The following is an 18,212-nucleotide window of genomic DNA, read 5'->3' on the forward strand; positions in this document are numbered from 1 at the left end:
TGAACTGTTCGTGCGAACTGGATATAGTATATGGAATGAAGATGGCAGAGGTTAAAGGGAAGGTGTGAAGTACTCGTTTCTTTAGCTCATGCCATATAGTACAATAGATAGAACAGATTGGAGTAGTGACCATGCCGGACTACACACCCGCATCCATTACATTGACAAGCCTGCAGGATGGGGCCGAGACGGTTCAGAGCTACCAGGGCCAGGTGTTCAACTCAGGCAGTGGAATCTTCCTCAAGTATGAGGAACAAGGTCAAGGGCCTACAGGCGAAGAGGTTACCCGGGTCACCGTCTTAATCACCCCAGGCGAGCTGAAGCTCATCCGGCACGGATCAGTCGAATCGTCACAGTCCTTTCAGGAGGGACGAAGGCTTCCGGGTTATTACCGGGCGGCTTACACGTCTTTTAACTTGTCCACACAGACCCATAGTCTAACCTTGAATCTGGATGGATTATCGGGGACCGCCAGGTGGAAATATGATCTGTACGTCTATGATGAATTAGCTGGACAGTTCGACATCAGTTTACATATACAGGAGGAAGTTGGACATGACACACAATCCATTAGAGGAAATTAACCAGAAGGTAATTGAAGCCATCACGGCGGCAATCCTGGCTGCGGGACTCGTAACCAAGGAAGAGCTCCCTGCGATCAAGCTCGAAGTACCTAAGGAGAAGACCCATGGCGATCTGGCCACTAATGCGGCGATGCAGCTGACCAAGATTGCGAAGAAGAATCCCCGTCAGATTGCCGAGGCCATTCTTGAGCATTTGGACTATAGCAGCGCTTCTATTGAAAAAGCCGAGATCGCCGGTCCGGGGTTCATTAACTTCACCTTGACCAAGAGTTATCTCTATCCCGTTCTTGAGCAGGTTTATGCGCAAGGGGAAGACTATGGCCGGATTAATCTTGGCCAAGGCCAGAAGATTCAAGTTGAATTCGTCAGTGCGAATCCGACAGGCAGCCTGCATTTGGGGCACGCGCGCGGCGCGGCCGTAGGAGATGCCCTATGCAACCTGCTCGAACATGCCGGATATGACGTAACCCGCGAATATTATATCAATGATGCCGGTAATCAGGTTGCTAACCTGGCGAAGTCCATTGAAGCCCGCTATCTGCAGGAGCTTGGCCAGTCTGCCGAGATGCCGGAGGATGGTTATCACGGTGAAGATATCAAAGGCTTTGCCAAAGAATTAGTGGCCGATCAAGGGGATTCTCTTCTGTCCCGGACACCTGGTGAACGCGCAGCATTCCTGCGCAAGTACGGCTTGGACAAAGAGCTGGACAAGATCAAGCGCGACTTGAGCCGTTTCCGGGTTCATTTTGACAGCTGGTTCAGCGAGACCTCCCTGTATGAGAACGGGCAGGTGGAAGCTTCGCTTCAGGAGCTTAAGGACAAAGGCCAGACCTTTGAGCTTGACGGAGCTACCTGGCTTAGAACGACCGATTACGGCGACGATAAAGACCGCGTACTCGTGAAGAATGACGGCACGTATACGTACCTCACGCCGGACATTTCTTATCACCGCAACAAGTTCAACCGCGGCTATGACCGTATGATCAATATTTTTGGAGCTGACCACCACGGGTACATCCCACGTCTCAAAGCCGCTATGGCAGGCCTGGGCAAAGACCCGGACAAGCTGACGGTTCTGATTGCCCAAATGGTCAGCCTGTTCCAGGACGGGGAGAAAGTAAAAATGTCCAAGCGGACAGGTAAAGCAGTTACCATGGTCGACCTGATGGACGAGGTAGGCGTAGACGCGATCCGTTACTTCTTCACGATGCGCAGCATGGACTCGCATCTGGACTTTGATATGGATCTCGCGGTATCGACCTCCAACGAGAACCCGGTCTACTATGTGCAGTACGCACATGCGCGGATCTGCAGTGTCTTCCGTCAAGCTGAAGAGCAGGGAATTGCTATTCCAGCTCCGGCTGATGTAGACCTGACGAAGCTGACCGCCGAGCATGAATATGCGCTGCTCCGCAAGATCGGCGAGCTGCCTGAAGAGATTGAGACAGCGGCTGTTAACTTTGCGCCGCACCGTCTTGTGCGCTATGTGTATGAACTTGCCTCCTTGTTCCACAGCTATTACAGAGCCGAGCGCGTCATCACCGAAGACGCGCAGCAGACCGCGGCGCGCCTCGTGCTGCTCGGCGCTACCCGCCGTGTAATCGCGCGCGTACTCGCGCTCATCGGCGTAGAAGCCCCAGACCGCATGTAGCCGACACACCATCGGCTCATGCGGCCAATGCCCGCCCAGCCGGCAATCCGCCGGCCAGTGCGGCAAGCCAAGCCGCCGCGGCTTCGCCCGCCAGGCTGCCCCTGCGGCTGCGGCAGCATTTGCCGCCGCAGCAACAGCAAGGCCCCGCCCCGGAATCCCCGGGCGGGGCCTTATTTGCGCCGCAAGCCGCCGTCCTGCTTCCGGCACCTTTGCCCTCGCGCCCGGCTGACCGCCGCCGCCCTCGGCTGACCGCCGCCGCCCTTGGCTGACCGCCGCCGCTCTCGGCTGACCGCCGCCGCCCGGCTGACCGCCGCCGCCCGGCTGACCGCCGCCGCCCGGCTGACCGCCGCCGCCCGGCTGACCGCCGCCGCCCGGCTGACCGCCGCCGCTCTCGGCTGACCGCCGCCGCCCGGCTGACCGCCGCCGCCTGGCTGACCGCCGCCGCTCTCAGCTGACCGCCGCCGCCCTCGGCTGACCACCGCCGCCCGGCTGACCGCCGTTGCCCTCGGCTGACCGCCGCCGCCCAGCGGGGCTCAAGGAGCCCCCCGCTTGATCAGCCGCATCGCGTTCACCTCTACGGGCGCCAGCCCGCCGCGGGAATGCTTCCGGGCCGTGAGCACCGGCCGGGCGCTCTTGCGCAGCAGCAGCTTGATCTCTGCCGGTGCAAGACCCGGCCGGAGAGCAAGCAGCAGCGCAATGGAGCCGCTGACATGCGACGTGGCCATCGAGGTGCCGTTCATTTCCTTATGTCTGCCTCCGAGCCAGGAGGAGTAGATCTTTTCGCCCGGAGCGTAGATATCAACATGCGGGCCGCTGTTGCTGAAGCGGGCGATCCTGCGGCTCCGGTCGGTGGCTCCGACCGAGATCGTCTGCGGATAACGGGCTGGATAATCCACGCTGCGGCTTTTATTGTCGTTACCGGCAGACGCGACAACGACCACTCCGGCCTGGAGTGCTTTATTGACTACATTGAACAGGGATTTGTTCTTGGATTTCATGCCAAAGCTCATATTAATAATATCCACCTGATTTCGGACACACCAATCAATACCCAGGATAATATCCGAGACATAGGCCGCTCCATTATGATCGAAGGCCTTGACCGGGTAGATTGTGGCCCGGGGGGCAACCCCCAGTATTCCCTGCATGCCGCCCGCACCTGCAATGGTTCCTGTGATATGAGTGCCATGACCGTTATCATCATGGGGAAGCATGTTGGGGTTGAGGAGATTCACGCCTCTGGCCAGAGAATGGCGCAGGTCGGGGTGGCTGAAGTCAGCTCCCGTATCGATGACGGCGATCCGAACCTGATAGCCGGTTGAGGAAGACCAGACGTCAGGAGCCTGAATATGACGCACTCCCCAGGGAATTTCGGGGGTATTCATCATGCCGCTTGCGGGCACAGCATGGACGCTGATCTGGGCATCAGGCTCGGGAATAAGGCCTTTCCTGCAGCTCTGGGGAAGGTCCGTGAGGGAGAATGGGCAGATGAAGGCGTGCAGCAGGGAGGAGCTGCGGATCTGACGCATTTGAGGGATTGAGCGCTTCATCCGGTTAAGCTGTTTGAGGCATTCCTGATAAGCCGCCGGACGGGCGAACCGGATAATGGTCCGCTGCTCCTTTGGCGCAGCACTCCCGGTTTTTTCCTGAATGAAATTTAGGAATCGGGCATAGTCCATTGCGAGCAGCCCCTTTTGGCAAAGCGTGTTGTAGAAATATTGTATGAATGCTGCCGCGGACAGGAGTGGGTAACATGCCCCCTACACCGGGAAATAGGCAGGGGACAGATTTATTTGTAGATAGATGCAATCATCCGTGTCAAAATCGGGAATAACACATAGGATGTGAAGAGAGCCGGAACCGGCTTTCAGCTTGCGATTTCTGAAGATCGCGAATTACTCTTCAGAGAGCGGATACAGTCAAAAAGGCGGAGAGCGATGCTCTCCGTCTTTTCCTTGAGCGTGACATCACAGGCTGCCACGGGCCGCTCACTTCCTTCATAATCCAGCAGGGGATTTCGTCCAAATAAACTTGCATTTTGCTGCCAAATAGGTTTTACTTATGTGTGATAAAGAACAGAATGGATGAATGGGGGTTCCCCCCAACTTCTGCTTGAAACATTGTGTGAGAGGACGTGTGTAAGTGAGTACACCGCTCAATTTGAAGTTTGATCCGGAGAAAGTGCACGAAATTCCGATGGTCGACTTGGCCTTTATGATTTTGAAAGCGGCAAATACGCCATACTACTACCGTGATTTGATGAACGAGGTAGCCAAGCTCCGCGGCATGTCGGAAGCCGAGATTAATGATGCCATTGCCCAGTTATATACTGAGATTAATATCGACGGCCGTTTTGCCTGTGTAGGTACGAATCTTTGGGGACTCAAGCGCTGGTACCCAATCGAGCGTTCCGAAGATCCGGTAGCGAATTCCAAGCGTCCGCGCATTATTAACGATGAAGATGATGATGAGGATGACTTCGTAGAAGAGGAAGAGACCTACGCGTCCGACGATGATGACGATTACGAGGCCGTTGATGAAGACGGTGAGGATGAACTGTTCCCGGATGAAGAAGATGACGCCGATGTGGAAGACGAAGAGATTCTGGACGGCGAAGATCTGGATGAAGATGAGGATGAAGACTCCGAGGATTCCGATGATGAAGACGCAGAGGATGACCTCGAAGATAAGTAGTCTCTCACGGATATAAGCCTGTCCGCCATGTTCCCAAATCGCCCTGCTGCGTTACTTGACAGGGGGGGCGGTTACAGGTAAACTATTGCTTGGGCTTATGATTCAGACCTATAAATATGATCAATTTTAAAAAGTGCCCCGTCTTGTTCGGGTGTCACTTTTTTTGTTTTTTACGTGCCTTTTTGAGGGTGATTTCTAACTCATCGGGTTACGCTATATTGGATACTGATCGTTTTTCTGTACAAGCTTCAAGGATTTCTGGACTACTTAACTGGACTACTTATAGGAGGTTTTAAGACTGTGACAAAATATATTTTCGTAACCGGGGGTGTAGTCTCTTCCCTGGGTAAAGGGATTACTGCCGCTTCCCTCGGCAGACTGCTCAAGAACAGAGGTTTGAAGGTTACAATCCAGAAATTCGATCCTTATATTAACGTGGACCCGGGAACAATGAGTCCTTACCAGCACGGTGAGGTATTCGTTACGGATGACGGAGCCGAGACGGACCTTGACCTTGGCCATTATGAGCGTTTTATTGATATTAACCTATCGAAGAACAGCAATGTGACAACTGGTAAAGTATATTCATCGGTCATCAGCAAAGAGCGCCGCGGTGAATATCTCGGCGGTACCGTTCAGGTTATTCCCCATATTACCAATGAGATCAAAGAGCGTGTCTACCGTGCCGGCCGCGAAGCTGGCTCGGATGTCGTAATTACCGAGATCGGCGGTACGGTTGGTGATATCGAGAGTCTGCCGTTCCTGGAGGCTATCCGCCAGATCAAGAGTGATATCGGCCGTGAGAACGTAATGTATATTCATGTTACTTTGATCCCTTATATCAAGGCTGCCGGCGAAGTGAAGACCAAGCCGACTCAGCACAGCGTGAAGGAGCTTCGCAGTATCGGGATCCAGCCGAATGTTATCGTATGCCGTACAGAGCATGAGTTGTCTTCGGATATGAAAGCCAAAATCGCCCTGTTCTGTGATATCGATGCGAGTGCGGTGGTAGAGTGCCGTGACGCGGATACGCTGTATCAAGTGCCTTTGAACCTTCGTGAAGAAGGACTGGATGAGATTGTGGTCAATCACTTGAAGCTGACTACCCCGGCCCCGGATATGACGGAGTGGGAAGGTTTGGTTAACCGGATCAACAAGCTTGAGAAGACGGTGGAGATCGCGATTGTCGGTAAATATGTGGCCCTGCACGATGCTTATCTCAGTGTGGTTGAGTCTCTTTCCCATGCGGGCTTTGACTCCAATGCGGACGTGAAGATCCGCTGGGTGCACGCAGAAGAGGTTACAGATGAGAACGTGGAGGAGATGCTGGGCGGCGTTGGCGGCATCCTGGTTCCTGGCGGTTTCGGTGACCGGGGAATCGAGGGTAAGGTCTGCACGATCCGTTATGCCCGTGAGAAGAAGATTCCGTTCTTTGGGATCTGCCTCGGGATGCAGGTCGCTGTCATCGAGCATGCCCGTTCCCTGGCGGGTCTGAATGGCGCGAACAGCTCGGAGATTAATCCGGCTACAGAATATCCGGTAATTGATCTGCTTCCGGAGCAGAAGGATATCGAGGATTTGGGCGGAACGATGCGTCTGGGTCTGTATCCTTGTAAGCTTACACCGGGCTCTCTTGCGGAGCAGTGCTACAACGATGAGCTTGTATATGAAAGACACCGTCACCGGTATGAGTTCAATAATGCTTATCGTGAAGTGATCGAGAAGGCGGGACTGCGCATTTCGGGAACCTCCCCGGATGGCCGTTTGGTTGAAATTGTGGAGTGCCCGGATCATCCTTGGTTCCTGGCCGTGCAATTCCATCCGGAATTTACGTCTCGTCCGAACCGTCCGCAGCCTTTGTTCCGTGAGTTTGTCAAAGCTTCTATTACCCATAAATCTTAATCCTGTATCAACTTGTTTCTAAAAAGTGAAAATAACCTCCCGGAATTAGCAGGAATTTCAAATTTTTGGGCGAATATCTAACACATCAGGCTGCTCGGCACTGGCGGTATTTGCAAGATGATTAGAGGATTTCGGGAGGGTTGTGTTTGAATGGATAAGAAGCTTCTGATCGTTGATGACCAGAATGGTATCCGGATTTTGTTAATGGAAGTATTCAGCAGCGAGGGCTATACGACATATCAAGCAGCAAATGGCAAGCTTGCTTTAGAGATTGTGCGCAGTGAATCACCGGATCTGGTCCTGCTGGATATGAAGATTCCGGGCATGGACGGATTGGAGATTTTGAAGCATATCAAGGCTGCGAACCCTGACATTAAAGTCATCATGATGACGGCTTATGGCGAGCTTGATATGATCAAGGAAGCGACAGAGCTTGGCGCTTTGATGCATTTCACGAAGCCGTTTGATATCGATGAGATGCGCATGGCCGTGAATATGCAGCTGAAAGGCGGCGCAATGATCTAGGACTCCGGGAACGGAGTCCTTTTTTTTGTCACGATTAGGCTCCAAAGGTGGTTTAGTATTTTGTCGATTATGTGGTATAATATGTAGGTGTGAGAATCGGGTAGTAAGTTATGTAGACCACTTTTAGGAGGACGAAACCATGCCATTAGTATCCATGAAAGAAATGTTGAACAAAGCACTTGAGGGGAAATATGCTGTAGGACAATACAATATTAACAACCTTGAGTGGACCCAAGCGATTCTGGCTGCCGCAGAAGAAGAGAAGTCACCAGTTATCCTTGGCGTATCCGAAGGCGCTGCACGCCACATGGGCGGTTTCTACACTATTGTTAAGATGGTAGAAGGTCTTATCCATGATATGAAGATTACAGTTCCTGTAGCTATCCATCTTGACCATGGATCAAGCTTTGAGAAGTGTAAGGAAGCTATCGACGCTGGTTTCACTTCTGTAATGATCGATGCTTCACATGGTCCTATCGAGCACAATATCGAGACTTCCAAGAAAGTTGTTGAATATGCTCACTCCAAGGGTGTTTCTGTTGAAGCAGAAGTAGGTCTTGTAGGTGGACAAGAGGACGATGTTGTAGCTGATGTGATGTATGCGAAGCTTGATGACTGCGTTCGTATCGTCAAAGAGACAGGCATCGATACTCTGGCTCCAGCACTTGGATCTGTACACGGACCATACAAAGGTGAACCAAACCTTGGTTTTGCTGAGATGGAAGAAATCCGCGACGCGGTTAACATTCCATTGGTTCTTCATGGCGGTACAGGCATCCCGACTCATGACATCAAGAAAGCGATCTCCCTGGGTACTTCCAAGATCAACGTGAACACTGAGAACCAAATCGAGTTCACTAAAGCGGTTCGCGAAGTGCTTGCCGCTAAGCCGGAAGCTTATGACCCGCGTACATACATCGTACCAGGTCGCGAAGCAATCAAACAAACCGTAATCGGCAAGATCCGCGAGTTCGGTTCCAACAACCAAGCTTAATAGTAGCTTCAGTTATAGAAGAGGGATTTCGCCTGAGCGGAGTTCCTCTTCTTTGCGTTCAAGATAGACAAAGGTGCTTTTATGAGGCAGAAGTGGTATCATGGAAAGGAATTGTCAGAATTATTTTGCCTGCAGGAGGAACCTCACTTTGATGGAAAAATTAATGATCAGCGGCGGACGCCCGCTTAAGGGAACCGTTCAGATCAGCGGGGCCAAGAACAGTGCGATTGCGCTTCTGCCAGCAGCGATTCTAGCTGAATCGGAAGTCGTTCTGGACAATTTGCCAGAACTCAGCGATGTAGCTGTATTTACTGAAATTCTTGAAGATTTGGGTGCGAGCGTAACTTGGTCCGGGAATCAGATCAGGATTGACCCAAGCACAATCAAATCTATTCCTATGCCTAATGGGCCTGTGAAGAAACTCCGGGCTTCATATTATATGATGGGAGCTCTGCTCGGCCGGTTTGGTGAAGCTACGATTGGACTTCCAGGAGGGTGTAATTTTGAACCCCGTCCGATTGACCAGCATATCAAAGGTTTTGAAGCGCTCGGCGCTACAGTAACGAATGAGCATGGATCGATTCATTTGTATGCCAAGGAACTTACCGGAGCGAAGATATATCTGGATGTGTCCAGTGTGGGCGCCACGATTAATATTATGCTGGCTGCGGCCAGAGCTAAGGGATCTACGATTATTGAGAATGCTGCCAAGGAACCTGAAATTATAGATGTGGCTACTCTGCTTAATTCCATGGGTGCGATTATTAAAGGAGCCGGGACCGAGACGATCCGCATTGAAGGCGTACGGGAGATGCACGGATGTCGGCATTCGATTATCCCTGACCGGATTCAGGCGGGGACTTATATGATTGCTGCGGCGGCAACCCGTGGTAATGTTCTTATTGATAATGTGATTCCCAAGCATTTGGAAGCTCTGACTGCCAAGCTGATTGAAATGGGCGTAACGGTTGAGGAGCTGGATGAATCCATCCGCGTTATCGGCGCTGCTTCTTACGGGCATGCTGATGTCAAGGCACTGATCTACCCTGGATTTCCTACGGATCTGCAGTCGCCCATGACAAGTCTGTTAACCCAGACAGAAGGGGTCAGTGTGCTTAGCGATTTTGTATACAGCAACCGGTTCAAGCACGTTCCTGAGCTTGTGCGTATGGGCGCCAAGATTCGCGTTGAGGGTCGGTCTGCAATCATTGAAGGCGGCAAGCTTAACGCGGCCAAGGTGAAGGCGGCTGACCTGAGAGCAGGTGCAGCGCTGGTTATTGCCGGACTTACCGTAGAGGAAGGTATAACCGAGGTCTCTGGTGTTGAGTTCATTGATCGGGGATATGATCATCTTGTCACTAATCTGCGTGAGCTTGGCGCGGACGTTTGGCGGCAGACCGAATAGTTCTCGGATAGTTTTAAGGAATCGACAGGAGCAGCCGCTTAAGAGCCGGTCTGCTCCTGTAAGATTGCTTCAGTGTAGCCCTCTAAGGAAGATTTTTGTTCTAGTCCGCATAACTCCCCCCACTACGGGTATAACTATTCTATAACTCTTAAGTTGTTATCATAGATTTAACCATTCATAGAATCATGCTCCATCTCTTCGGATTGGAACTTCTTATTACCCTCGTGTATTACTCTGGCTAATATTTTCTTATCTTTCATTTCCGGCTTGTATGACATTGAATTATAAATTGAATAGGTGGTTAATTACATGGATCTTCAGATTGCTGATTTGGAAGACAAGAAGCTGACGGATTTGTACAAGCTTGCCAAGCAGTATCAAATTCCGTATTACGGACAGCTCAAGAAGAAAGAACTGATTTTTGCTATACTACGCGCTCAAGCCGAGCAGAGCGGTCTTATGTTCATGGAGGGTGTGCTTGAGATTCTGCCGGAAGGCTACGGGTTCCTGCGTCCCATCAACTATTTGCCAAGTACGGAGGATATTTATATTTCCGCATCCCAAATTCGCAAGTTCGATCTGCGGACCGGTGATCTGGTATCCGGTAAATGCCGTACGCCGAAGGAGAACGAGCGTTATTTCGGTCTGCTTCAAGTTAATGCCGTCAACGGTGAGGACCCGGGACAGGCTTCCGAACGTCTTCATTTCCCGGCATTAACGCCGCTGTATCCTCAGAAGAAGCTTTCGCTTGAGACCTCGCCTACCTCGTTGTCAACCCGGATTATGGACCTGCTTGCTCCGGTTGGACTTGGACAGCGCGGACTCATCGTGGCGCCTCCGAAGGCTGGTAAGACCTTGCTGCTTAAGGAGATTGCGAACAGTATTTCTACCAATAACCCGGACATTTCTTTGTTTGTGCTGCTTATTGATGAGCGCCCGGAGGAAGTCACGGATATGCAGCGTTCGGTAAAAGGAGAGGTTATCGCCTCCACCTTCGACGAGCTCCCTGAGAACCACATCAAGGTGGCCGAGCTTGTGCTGCAGCGCGCCCTGCGCCTTGTCGAACATAAGAAAGACGTGGTCATTCTTATGGATAGTATTACCCGGCTTGCCCGTGCGTACAATCTCGTTGTTCCGCCATCTGGACGGACACTCAGCGGGGGTATTGACCCGGCTGCGTTCCACCGGCCGAAGCGGTTCTTCGGGTCTGCGCGGAATGTGGAGGAAGGCGGCAGTCTGACGATTCTCGCCACCGCACTTGTGGATACCGGCTCGCGGATGGACGATATTATTTATGAAGAGTTCAAAGGCACAGGGAACATGGAGCTTCATCTGGACCGGAAGCTGGCTGAACGGCGTATCTTCCCGGCGATCGACATCCGGCGCTCGGGTACCCGCCGCGAAGAGGTGCTTCTCACGAAGGAAGAGCTGGATACGATCTGGTCTATTCGCAAGAATATGAATGAGAGTTATGATTTTGTGGAGGGATTCCTCAAGAAGCTGCGTGATTCCAAGACGAATGAAGAATTCCTGGCCTCGTTTGATACGGCTGGCAATGCTCCGGCATCTACTGCGTCCGGCAGTTCAGGCCCGCGCCGTTCCAGTCGTCAAGCACCATCCCCTTTAAGCACTTAACACACAGCTTGGCGGTCTGATTGCAGAACTACTAAGCTATAGAGGAGAACAACATGTATTTGGTATATGCGGATGAACAAGGAAATGTATTCGATCATCCTTCCCTGTACGGGCTCGCCCGGAGTGGGGATATGATCGTTGAGATTATGGAAGATGAGCTGATCCCTCTGCCTGATGGGGCTACGCTGGTCGGTCTGCCGAGCACCCGTCCGGTGGGTCTTGATCCTGAGAGTGGAGAGATGCAGGCCCTTCCCGGCAACGTGCAAGCGGTGGGAGCACTGCTTCCGCAGGGCTTTACACGTCTATGCTTGCCTGGTTATGTGAAGACGGACAAGGAGTATAAGCTGCCTCTGTTCGGTTATTCTGCGGTAGTGTGGAGTGAAGGGAAGTTCTATGTGACAGCGCGTCTAACTGACGACCCTGAGAAATGGAACCCGCTGAACTGCGACCCCCTGGAGCTTAAGAGCCAAGTGAAGCGGATGAGAGAAGAATATCCAGAGAACCGGCTCTATGAGCATCTCTCGAACTGTGCACTCGGCTATGAGTGTCTAACAGCCTCGAACACCTTCCTGAACCGCTGGGAAGGCGCGGTACCCGTGTCGTATTCCTGCAATGCGGGCTGTTTTGGATGTATTTCCGAGCAGCCGGATGACAGCGGATTTGTCTCACCGCAGACACGGATGAATTTCCGCCCTAGAACCGAGGAGATCGTAGAAGTAATGCTTGAGCATCTGAAGACGCCGGAGTCCATTATCAGCTTTGGGCAGGGATGTGAGGGTGAACCTTCTACACAAGCCAAGCTGATTATTGATGCGATCCGCCAGGTCCGTGACATCACGGATATGGGATATATTAATATCAACACAAATGCGGGCCTGAGCGATCACATTCGTGGCATTGTGGATGCAGGGCTTGATCTGATGCGCGTCAGTACCATCAGTGCTTTGGATGACCACTATAACGCATACTACAAGCCGAGAGGGTATACTCTTGCGAATGTAGAGAAGTCTCTTCGTTATGCTTCGGACCAAGGTGTCTACACTTCGATTAACTATCTGATTTTCCCTGGTGTTACTGACCGTGAAGAAGAGATCGAGGCGATGATCGAATTCGCTAGACGCACCAAGCTTCGGTTGATTCAGTGGCGCAACCTGAATATCGATCCCGAGAGTTATCTAGGGCTGATCCCCAAAGCCAAGGGTGACATTCTTGGCATGAAGCAGGCGATCGAGATATTCCAAGAGGAGCTGCCGGATGTCGTGATGGGGTCTTACTCTCATGTGCCGCCAGCTGAGCTTAAGCGGTTCAAGAACGGTATCCGCAACGCTTAATAAGCAATTGCAATTATTGGTCTGACTATGGTACAATCATAGTTGGTTATTATAACTCTGGGTACGCATGAGACTCAGGGCGGAAAGAGGTGAAAGTCATGAATCAAGCTATTCAACCGAAATATCACGTGACTACTGTTACTTGCGCATGCGGTAATAAGTTCGAAACAGGATCTGTTCAAGAGGATCTTCGCGTGGAGATTTGCTCCGCTTGCCACCCGTTCTTCACAGGCAAACAGAAATTCCTGGATGCTGGCGGCCGCGTTGATAAATTTAAGAAGAAATACGGAATCTAATACGATCATCTGCCCTGCAGCCTGATCGATATATGTCAATCCCCTCTGATTCGTCAGAGGGGATTTTTCTTGTGTTTAAAGGATAAATAATTCAATTAATAGCATAATGGACGTTACCATGTTAGAAGCTTGGATACGTTCAAAGTAAGATGGATTTCTATATAATTGAAGTATAGACTGTGTGAATGGTTTCATGCCCCAGCAAGTGGCTGTCAGAATCCAAACGTTCAATTCTATAGTTCATTCCGTATAATTACTTAGTTTTCTGTGAGCTCAATCGACTCGTTGATTTTGTCCCATACGTTCTGTTTGCCGAATCCAAGTCTCCAGAAGGCGAGACCTTTCAGACCATATCGTTTGGCCAGACCAACCTTGGTATTCACCGTATGCTCATTCTCGCTGTACAAGTTCACACCCAGTACAAGCTTGTCCTTGGGAACTGATTTAAGCGCGAGCTTGATGGCATTATCTACTTGATCCGCCGGTTGGGGGAGCTTCTCATTCGTATAGGCATAAGCCATAATAATAAGTTCGTCCGCCAGCTCACCCAGCTTCTTATAGTCATAACCGTGGTAAGCTCCATTAAGCGGTGGGAGGGCAAGCGACAGCTTTAGACCCGCGGCATGTGCTGCATGCGCAGTCTCTTGGACAAAGTTGTTGTATGAAGCCTGCACGGCTTTGGCGTCACCTGTCAGGCCTAGTCCTTCCAGGTCAAGGAGAACGCCTTTAAATTTACTTTTAACCGCCGTATCTATGATTTGCTTGATGGCATTTTCGCGCGCCGTTTGGTCCTCTACGATCTTAGTCAGCTCTCCCTTGGTGTCTCCGGAGAAGACGAGCAGATAGGGGAGTGTCCCCGCCGCGGCAGTGTCAATAACCAGACTTTCAGGTGTGACCTCGCCAGCTGGCTTTGGCCATCTGAAATCTGTTCCCGAAGTGGTGAAAGCGCCTGTGGCGTCAATTCGGCTCCATCCGAACCCTACAGCATCAAAGTCAGGAATCATAGCGGATTCGCTGTATGAGTTCATTGCGTAGAAAGCCAGTGTGTAGAGTTTCTCGCGGGGTGATCCAATAGTTACGGTGTTCGACGGCCCGTCCCATTTCACTGCGGCTCCGAACTGCTGGCTGAAGAAGCTGAGTGGAATCATCGTGGTGCCGCCAATCGTCTGCGGAGGCAGTGCGATAGCTACCTTTTGACCATTTACCAGAGCATTCTTGCTGCCGAGTGTTAAGGTTACTCTCTTGGTTACTCCGCTTGTGGTCTTGACAGCTGTGATCGACTTCGATTTCTCATTCCAGTTCACGGTTACTCCAAGAGCCTCGGAGATGGCCCGAAAAGGGACCAGGGTTGTTCCCTTGACAATCGCCGGCTGGGTTGGAAAAGGAAGCGGATAACCGTCAAGTAAGATATTTACTTTGCCGGCGGCGCTGGCCGGGCTGGTTCCTAGTCCTCCGAATGCTGAGATCGCCAGGGTCAGGCCAAGAATAGCTTTTGTCTTCTTAAAAGGATTCATTATACCAATTAGCCACCTTCCTTAGGGTACTTGCTAGCTTAAACATCAGAGCTCCCGCTTACATTAGTGTCGCCGCTGAATATTATTGAGTGCGGCACGAAGATTTCGAATATGTTATTCAGGCACTCTATTAATTATATCAATAGTTTAGTATAAATTGGAATATATAGTTATATTTGAAATGTGGATTGCGTCGGGCTATTTTGTTAACTTCCTCCAACTGTTTGCATTTTGTACAAGCTTGAGATATACTTATTTTCACCGTGCTAGATGGGGAGGTAGCGGTGCCCTGTAACTCGCAATCCGCTGTAGCGAGGTTGAATTCCTATTAGAGGTCTTGCTGATGTGAGGTTTGGTTCTTGCAGTCAATGTTGACGGCTGGGTCCTCCGCAATGAGTAACTGTGAACCTGGTCAGGTCCGGAAGGAAGCAGCCATAAGCAGTCCCACTCTTGTGCCGGAGGGTGGCCTAGCCCGAGTTGATCTGCAAGGGTGCCGCTTGGATCGCAATGATCGATAATAGGTGCACGGTACACCTATAGCTAACATGAACATCTTTGCCCTGACAGGTGAAGATGTTTTTTTGTCGGCTTTTTCCCTGTTTTCAGTCGATTAAAAAGTTTTTCTCGTCCAAGGAGTATAGTATAATAGAGGTATGCGTTTCATGTAATTAACGGGAAGTCTGAAAGAAGGTGCCGCAAGTGGAACATATCGCGCTGTACCGCGCATGGCGGCCGCAGTCGTTTCAAGATATGGTAGGTCAGCAGCACATTATCCGGACGCTTCAGAATGCGATCCGGGAGAACCGGTTGTCTCATGCTTACTTGTTCAGTGGGCCTCGGGGAACCGGGAAGACAAGTGCTGCGAAGATATTAGCCAAGGCCGTGAACTGTGAGAGTGGACCGGCGGCTGAGCCTTGTAATGAGTGTGAATCCTGCAGACGCATTACAGCGGGAGCTGTAATGGACGTGCTCGAGATAGATGCGGCCTCCAACCGGGGGGTCGAAGAGATAAGGGACCTGCGTGAGAAGGTGAAGTATGCGCCAACGGAGGTCCGGCACAAGGTATATATCATAGATGAGGTTCACATGCTGACGACGGAAGCGTTCAATGCGCTGCTTAAGACACTGGAGGAGCCGCCTCCGCATGTGATGTTTATTCTGGCTACAACGGAGCCTCACCGACTTCCGGCCACGGTGATTTCGCGATGTCAGCGGTTCGACTTTCGCAGGGTATCCCTGGAGAAGCAGAGCGACAGGCTGAAGCTGATTTGCGAACAGGAGAAGATCACCGCCGATGATGAGGCCATACAGTATATTGCCCGGCTATCAGATGGCGGAATGCGGGATGCGTTAAGCATACTGGATCAGATCTCTTCTTTTACCGATGGACATGTCTCTTATGAACAAGCACTGGCCATGACCGGCGGTATTCCATCACGCCAATTCGCCGAGCTTGCCGAGGCTCTGTCGCGGGGAGATATCGGCGGCGTGCTGCAGATGATTGAAGCATTTATGCAGGAAGGCAAGAGTGCGGATAAATGTATGGAGAATCTGCTCTACTACTTCCGTGACCTGCTGATGATCAAGATGGTACCCAAGGCTGGGCACATGACGGAGCGGGTTCTGGATGCGCGGGATTTTGAAGAAATGGCGAAAGCCTTTACAAAGCCGCAGCTGTTCGGTATTATCGACACGTTGAATCATTATCAGACCGAGATGAAGTATGCGGCACAGCCGCAAATGCTTTTTGAGGTTGCTCTGCTCAAGTTATGCAGCATTGCCCAGGAAGATTCGCCAAGCCTATCGGCCCAGGCCTCGGCTCCTGACAAGAGTGCGGATGCCTCCGAGGTTCAGCAGCTTAGACGCCAGCTGTTAGAGCTTGAGAAGAAGCTGGATCAAGCGCTCAAGAATGGCTTGTCTTCTGGTGCTGGCGGTTCCGACTCTTCGGGCCCGTCCCGCTCACAAGCCAGCAGGTCTCCTTCGCCCAGAATCTCGTCACTTGCGAAGATTCCATCGAATATTGACCAGTATATTGCTCAGCGCAGTTCGCCGGAATTCATCACGATTCAGAATAAGTGGAATCAGATCCTGCAGCGTGTGAAGGAGGAGAAGGTTACGATTCACGCCTGGTTCATGAATGGGGAACCTGTCTCCATGCTGGATCACAACGTGCTTGTAGCTTTCAAGAACGACATTCACCGTGAGACCACGGAGAAACCGGCTAACAAAGAAGTGATTGAGCGTATATTAGAGCAGCAGCTCGGAGGCCCTTTCCGTCTTGTCAGCATGATGCAGAAGGATTGGAATGAGGCTATCCAGGGTGCGGGGACCCCGTCACCAGAGCCCTTTGAGCTGGAACCGGGTCCTGGTGAAGGCGGAGCAAGCAAGGAACCGTGGGTGGATGAGGCGCTTCAGATGTTTGGAGATGACCTTGTAGTTATCAAAGAGTAACTTTATATACCAATCTAAAGGAGTGTTGACGGTGAATAATATGAACCAGATGATGAAGCAAGTGAAGAAAATGCAGGAGCAAATGCTGAAAGCTCAGGAGGAGCTTGGTGATAAAGTCATGGAGGGTACCTCCGGTGGCGGCGTTGTGAATGTGAAGGTTAACGGCCACAAGAAAGTTCTATCTATTGATATTAAGCCAGAGGCTGTAGATCCGGACGATGTGGAAATGCTTCAGGATTTGATCCTGACCGCAGTTAATGATGCTCTTGCCAAAGCTGAAGAATTGGCTAACCAGGATATGGGCAAATTCACAGGCGGTATGAAAATTCCAGGATTGTTCTAATCATAATATTGAAGGAGCACGCTTAATTTGTATTATCCCGAACCGATCGCTAAGCTGATCGATGCATTTACGCACCTGCCGGGAATTGGGCCGAAGACTGCGGCCCGGCTTGCTTTCCATGTGCTGCGTATGAAAGACGATGATGTTGTCGATTTCGCTAAAGCGCTGGTCAGTGTGAAGCGGAATCTTCATTACTGCTCCATCTGCTGTAACATTACCGATACCGATCCATGCCGGATTTGTCAGGATAAGAGCCGTGATGCTTCTGTAATCTGCGTAGTTCAGGAATCAAGAGATTTAGTGGCTATGGAGAGAACGAAGGAATTTGACGGGTACTATCATGTCCTGCAAGGCGCCATCTCTCCGATGGAGGGGATTGGCCCGGATGAGATTAGGCTTAAGGAATTGTTGGGGCGTCTGAGTGATGAGCGGGTACAGGAATTGATTTTGGCGACCAATCCGAATATTGAGGGCGAAGCTACAGCGATGTATATTTCACGCCTGGTTAAGCCTTTCGGCATTCGGGTGACAAGAATTGCACACGGGCTGCCTGTGGGCGGCGATTTGGAATATGCAGATGAGATTACGCTGTCCAAAGCCCTTGAAGGACGCCGTGAGCTTAGCTGACGCCTGCAGTGCAGCACAGAATAGACTATATACTATTTGAGGAAGCCTCTTTGAAGGCTTCTTTTTTTGTGTTCTAAGTTTGTCCCTATCCCGATATGTATGGAGTAAATGAACGTGAAGAGGTGGGTGCAGCTTGGGTGCATATCAGGCCCAAGGCCGCCTGTTTGCGCCTTTGGAGGTAGGGAAGCATGGATCTATTGAACAGATGGACAGATAAGATTAAGAGGCAGCAGGAGCTGGATCGGGATTTTCAACGCAAG

Annotated in this window: 17 protein-coding genes and 1 other RNA gene (1 of these 18 only partly in view); 16 read left to right on the forward strand and 2 right to left on the reverse strand. The window is 51.2% G+C overall.

The window, feature by feature from the left end:
• The first annotated feature begins 131 nt into the window (after window positions 1–131).
• The 3 genes from LDO05_RS00805 to LDO05_RS00815 all read left to right on the forward strand — a co-directional run bounded on the left by LDO05_RS00805 (window position 132) and on the right by LDO05_RS00815 (window position 2,634).
• On the forward strand, window positions 132–584 hold the full coding sequence (locus LDO05_RS00805; protein WP_251377019.1) for a YwiB family protein: 453 nt from the start codon (window positions 132–134) through the stop codon (window positions 582–584).
• A complete protein-coding gene (gene argS / locus LDO05_RS00810) occupies window positions 556–2,235 on the forward strand; it encodes an arginine--tRNA ligase (RefSeq protein ID WP_251377020.1) in 1,680 nt (559 codons plus the stop codon). The genes LDO05_RS00805 and argS overlap by 29 nt, the downstream gene beginning before the upstream one ends.
• Window positions 2,236–2,496: 261 nt before the next feature.
• Window positions 2,497–2,634, forward strand: coding sequence for a hypothetical protein (locus tag LDO05_RS00815; protein WP_251377021.1), 138 nt, complete (start codon window positions 2,497–2,499; stop codon window positions 2,632–2,634).
• 134 nt (window positions 2,635–2,768) lie between these two features.
• On the opposite strand, the gene LDO05_RS00820 is transcribed toward LDO05_RS00815, so the two are convergent.
• Window positions 2,769–3,914: a S8 family peptidase gene (locus LDO05_RS00820; RefSeq protein ID WP_251377022.1), complete on the reverse strand. Its 1,146-nt coding sequence runs from the start codon at window positions 3,912–3,914 to the stop codon at window positions 2,769–2,771.
• Between the two features lie 463 nt (window positions 3,915–4,377).
• Here LDO05_RS00820 and rpoE point away from each other — a divergent pair, with 463 nt between their 5' ends.
• The 8 genes from rpoE to rpmE all read left to right on the forward strand — a co-directional run bounded on the left by rpoE (window position 4,378) and on the right by rpmE (window position 13,017).
• A complete protein-coding gene (gene rpoE, locus LDO05_RS00825) occupies window positions 4,378–4,929 on the forward strand; it encodes a DNA-directed RNA polymerase subunit delta (RefSeq protein WP_251377023.1) in 552 nt (183 codons plus the stop codon).
• Between the two features lie 300 nt (window positions 4,930–5,229).
• Window positions 5,230–6,831, forward strand: coding sequence for a CTP synthase (locus tag LDO05_RS00830; protein ID WP_251377024.1), 1,602 nt, complete (start codon window positions 5,230–5,232; stop codon window positions 6,829–6,831).
• Between the two features lie 150 nt (window positions 6,832–6,981).
• The gene (locus LDO05_RS00835; RefSeq protein ID WP_251377025.1) at window positions 6,982–7,356 is read left to right on the forward strand and encodes a response regulator; all 375 of its coding nucleotides are present in this window, start codon (window positions 6,982–6,984) and stop codon (window positions 7,354–7,356) included.
• A gap of 139 nt (window positions 7,357–7,495) precedes the next feature.
• Entirely contained in the window at window positions 7,496–8,350 is an 855-nt protein-coding gene (fba, locus tag LDO05_RS00840; protein ID WP_251377026.1) for a class II fructose-1,6-bisphosphate aldolase, read from the forward strand.
• 151 nt (window positions 8,351–8,501) lie between these two features.
• The gene (locus LDO05_RS00845; RefSeq protein ID WP_251378563.1) at window positions 8,502–9,755 is read left to right on the forward strand and encodes a UDP-N-acetylglucosamine 1-carboxyvinyltransferase; all 1,254 of its coding nucleotides are present in this window, start codon (window positions 8,502–8,504) and stop codon (window positions 9,753–9,755) included.
• Window positions 9,756–10,064: 309 nt separating this feature from the next.
• Complete coding sequence (rho, locus tag LDO05_RS00850) at window positions 10,065–11,390, forward strand: transcription termination factor Rho (RefSeq protein ID WP_251377027.1); 1,326 nt, start codon at window positions 10,065–10,067, stop codon at window positions 11,388–11,390.
• A gap of 53 nt (window positions 11,391–11,443) precedes the next feature.
• On the forward strand, window positions 11,444–12,721 hold the full coding sequence (locus LDO05_RS00855) for a radical SAM family protein (RefSeq protein ID WP_251377028.1): 1,278 nt from the start codon (window positions 11,444–11,446) through the stop codon (window positions 12,719–12,721).
• A 98-nt stretch (window positions 12,722–12,819) separates the two neighbouring features.
• Window positions 12,820–13,017, forward strand: coding sequence for a 50S ribosomal protein L31 (rpmE, locus tag LDO05_RS00860; protein WP_127200733.1), 198 nt, complete (start codon window positions 12,820–12,822; stop codon window positions 13,015–13,017).
• Window positions 13,018–13,274: 257 nt separating this feature from the next.
• Here rpmE and LDO05_RS00865 read toward each other — a convergent pair whose 3' ends face one another.
• Window positions 13,275–14,531, reverse strand: a complete 1,257-nt coding sequence (locus tag LDO05_RS00865; RefSeq protein ID WP_251377029.1) for a stalk domain-containing protein — start codon at window positions 14,529–14,531, stop codon at window positions 13,275–13,277.
• A 261-nt stretch (window positions 14,532–14,792) separates the two neighbouring features.
• Here LDO05_RS00865 and ffs point away from each other — a divergent pair.
• From ffs to LDO05_RS00890, 5 genes are all read left to right on the forward strand, one after another.
• An RNA gene (ffs, locus tag LDO05_RS00870) (signal recognition particle sRNA large type) lies at window positions 14,793–15,060 on the forward strand.
• A 170-nt stretch (window positions 15,061–15,230) separates the two neighbouring features.
• Entirely contained in the window at window positions 15,231–16,982 is a 1,752-nt protein-coding gene (gene dnaX, locus LDO05_RS00875; protein ID WP_251377030.1) for a DNA polymerase III subunit gamma/tau, read from the forward strand.
• A 31-nt stretch (window positions 16,983–17,013) separates the two neighbouring features.
• On the forward strand, window positions 17,014–17,325 hold the full coding sequence (locus LDO05_RS00880) for a YbaB/EbfC family nucleoid-associated protein (RefSeq protein WP_251377031.1): 312 nt from the start codon (window positions 17,014–17,016) through the stop codon (window positions 17,323–17,325).
• A gap of 27 nt (window positions 17,326–17,352) precedes the next feature.
• Window positions 17,353–17,952, forward strand: coding sequence for a recombination mediator RecR (gene recR / locus LDO05_RS00885; protein WP_251377032.1), 600 nt, complete (start codon window positions 17,353–17,355; stop codon window positions 17,950–17,952).
• A 188-nt stretch (window positions 17,953–18,140) separates the two neighbouring features.
• A protein-coding gene (locus LDO05_RS00890; protein WP_251377033.1) for a DUF2508 family protein crosses the window boundary here: on the forward strand, window positions 18,141–18,212 show its 5' portion. Its footprint extends 204 nt past the window's final position; the window shows 72 of its 276 coding nt (coding positions 1–72); it begins with the start codon at window positions 18,141–18,143; its stop codon lies off the right edge, out of view.

Source organism: Paenibacillus sp. YPG26 (assembly GCF_023704175.1).
Taxonomy (GTDB): Bacteria; Bacillota; Bacilli; order Paenibacillales; family Paenibacillaceae; genus Fontibacillus.

Excerpts from the sequence above, each read along its gene's own strand:
- argS (WP_251377020.1), top strand. The coding sequence starts at position 556 with ATGACACACAATCCATTAGAGGAAATTAACCAGAAGGTAATTGAAGCC.
- LDO05_RS00845 (WP_251378563.1), top strand. The coding sequence starts at position 8,502 with ATGGAAAAATTAATGATCAGCGGCGGACGCCCGCTTAAGGGAACCGTT.
- LDO05_RS00820 (WP_251377022.1), bottom strand. The coding sequence starts at position 3,914 with ATGGACTATGCCCGATTCCTAAATTTCATTCAGGAAAAAACCGGGAGT.
- LDO05_RS00835 (WP_251377025.1), top strand. The coding sequence starts at position 6,982 with ATGGATAAGAAGCTTCTGATCGTTGATGACCAGAATGGTATCCGGATT.
- rpmE (WP_127200733.1), top strand. The coding sequence starts at position 12,820 with ATGAATCAAGCTATTCAACCGAAATATCACGTGACTACTGTTACTTGC.
- rho (WP_251377027.1), top strand. The coding sequence starts at position 10,065 with ATGGATCTTCAGATTGCTGATTTGGAAGACAAGAAGCTGACGGATTTG.
- fba (WP_251377026.1), top strand. The coding sequence starts at position 7,496 with ATGCCATTAGTATCCATGAAAGAAATGTTGAACAAAGCACTTGAGGGG.
- LDO05_RS00865 (WP_251377029.1), bottom strand. The coding sequence starts at position 14,531 with ATGAATCCTTTTAAGAAGACAAAAGCTATTCTTGGCCTGACCCTGGCG.
- LDO05_RS00805 (WP_251377019.1), top strand. The coding sequence starts at position 132 with ATGCCGGACTACACACCCGCATCCATTACATTGACAAGCCTGCAGGAT.
- LDO05_RS00855 (WP_251377028.1), top strand. The coding sequence starts at position 11,444 with ATGTATTTGGTATATGCGGATGAACAAGGAAATGTATTCGATCATCCT.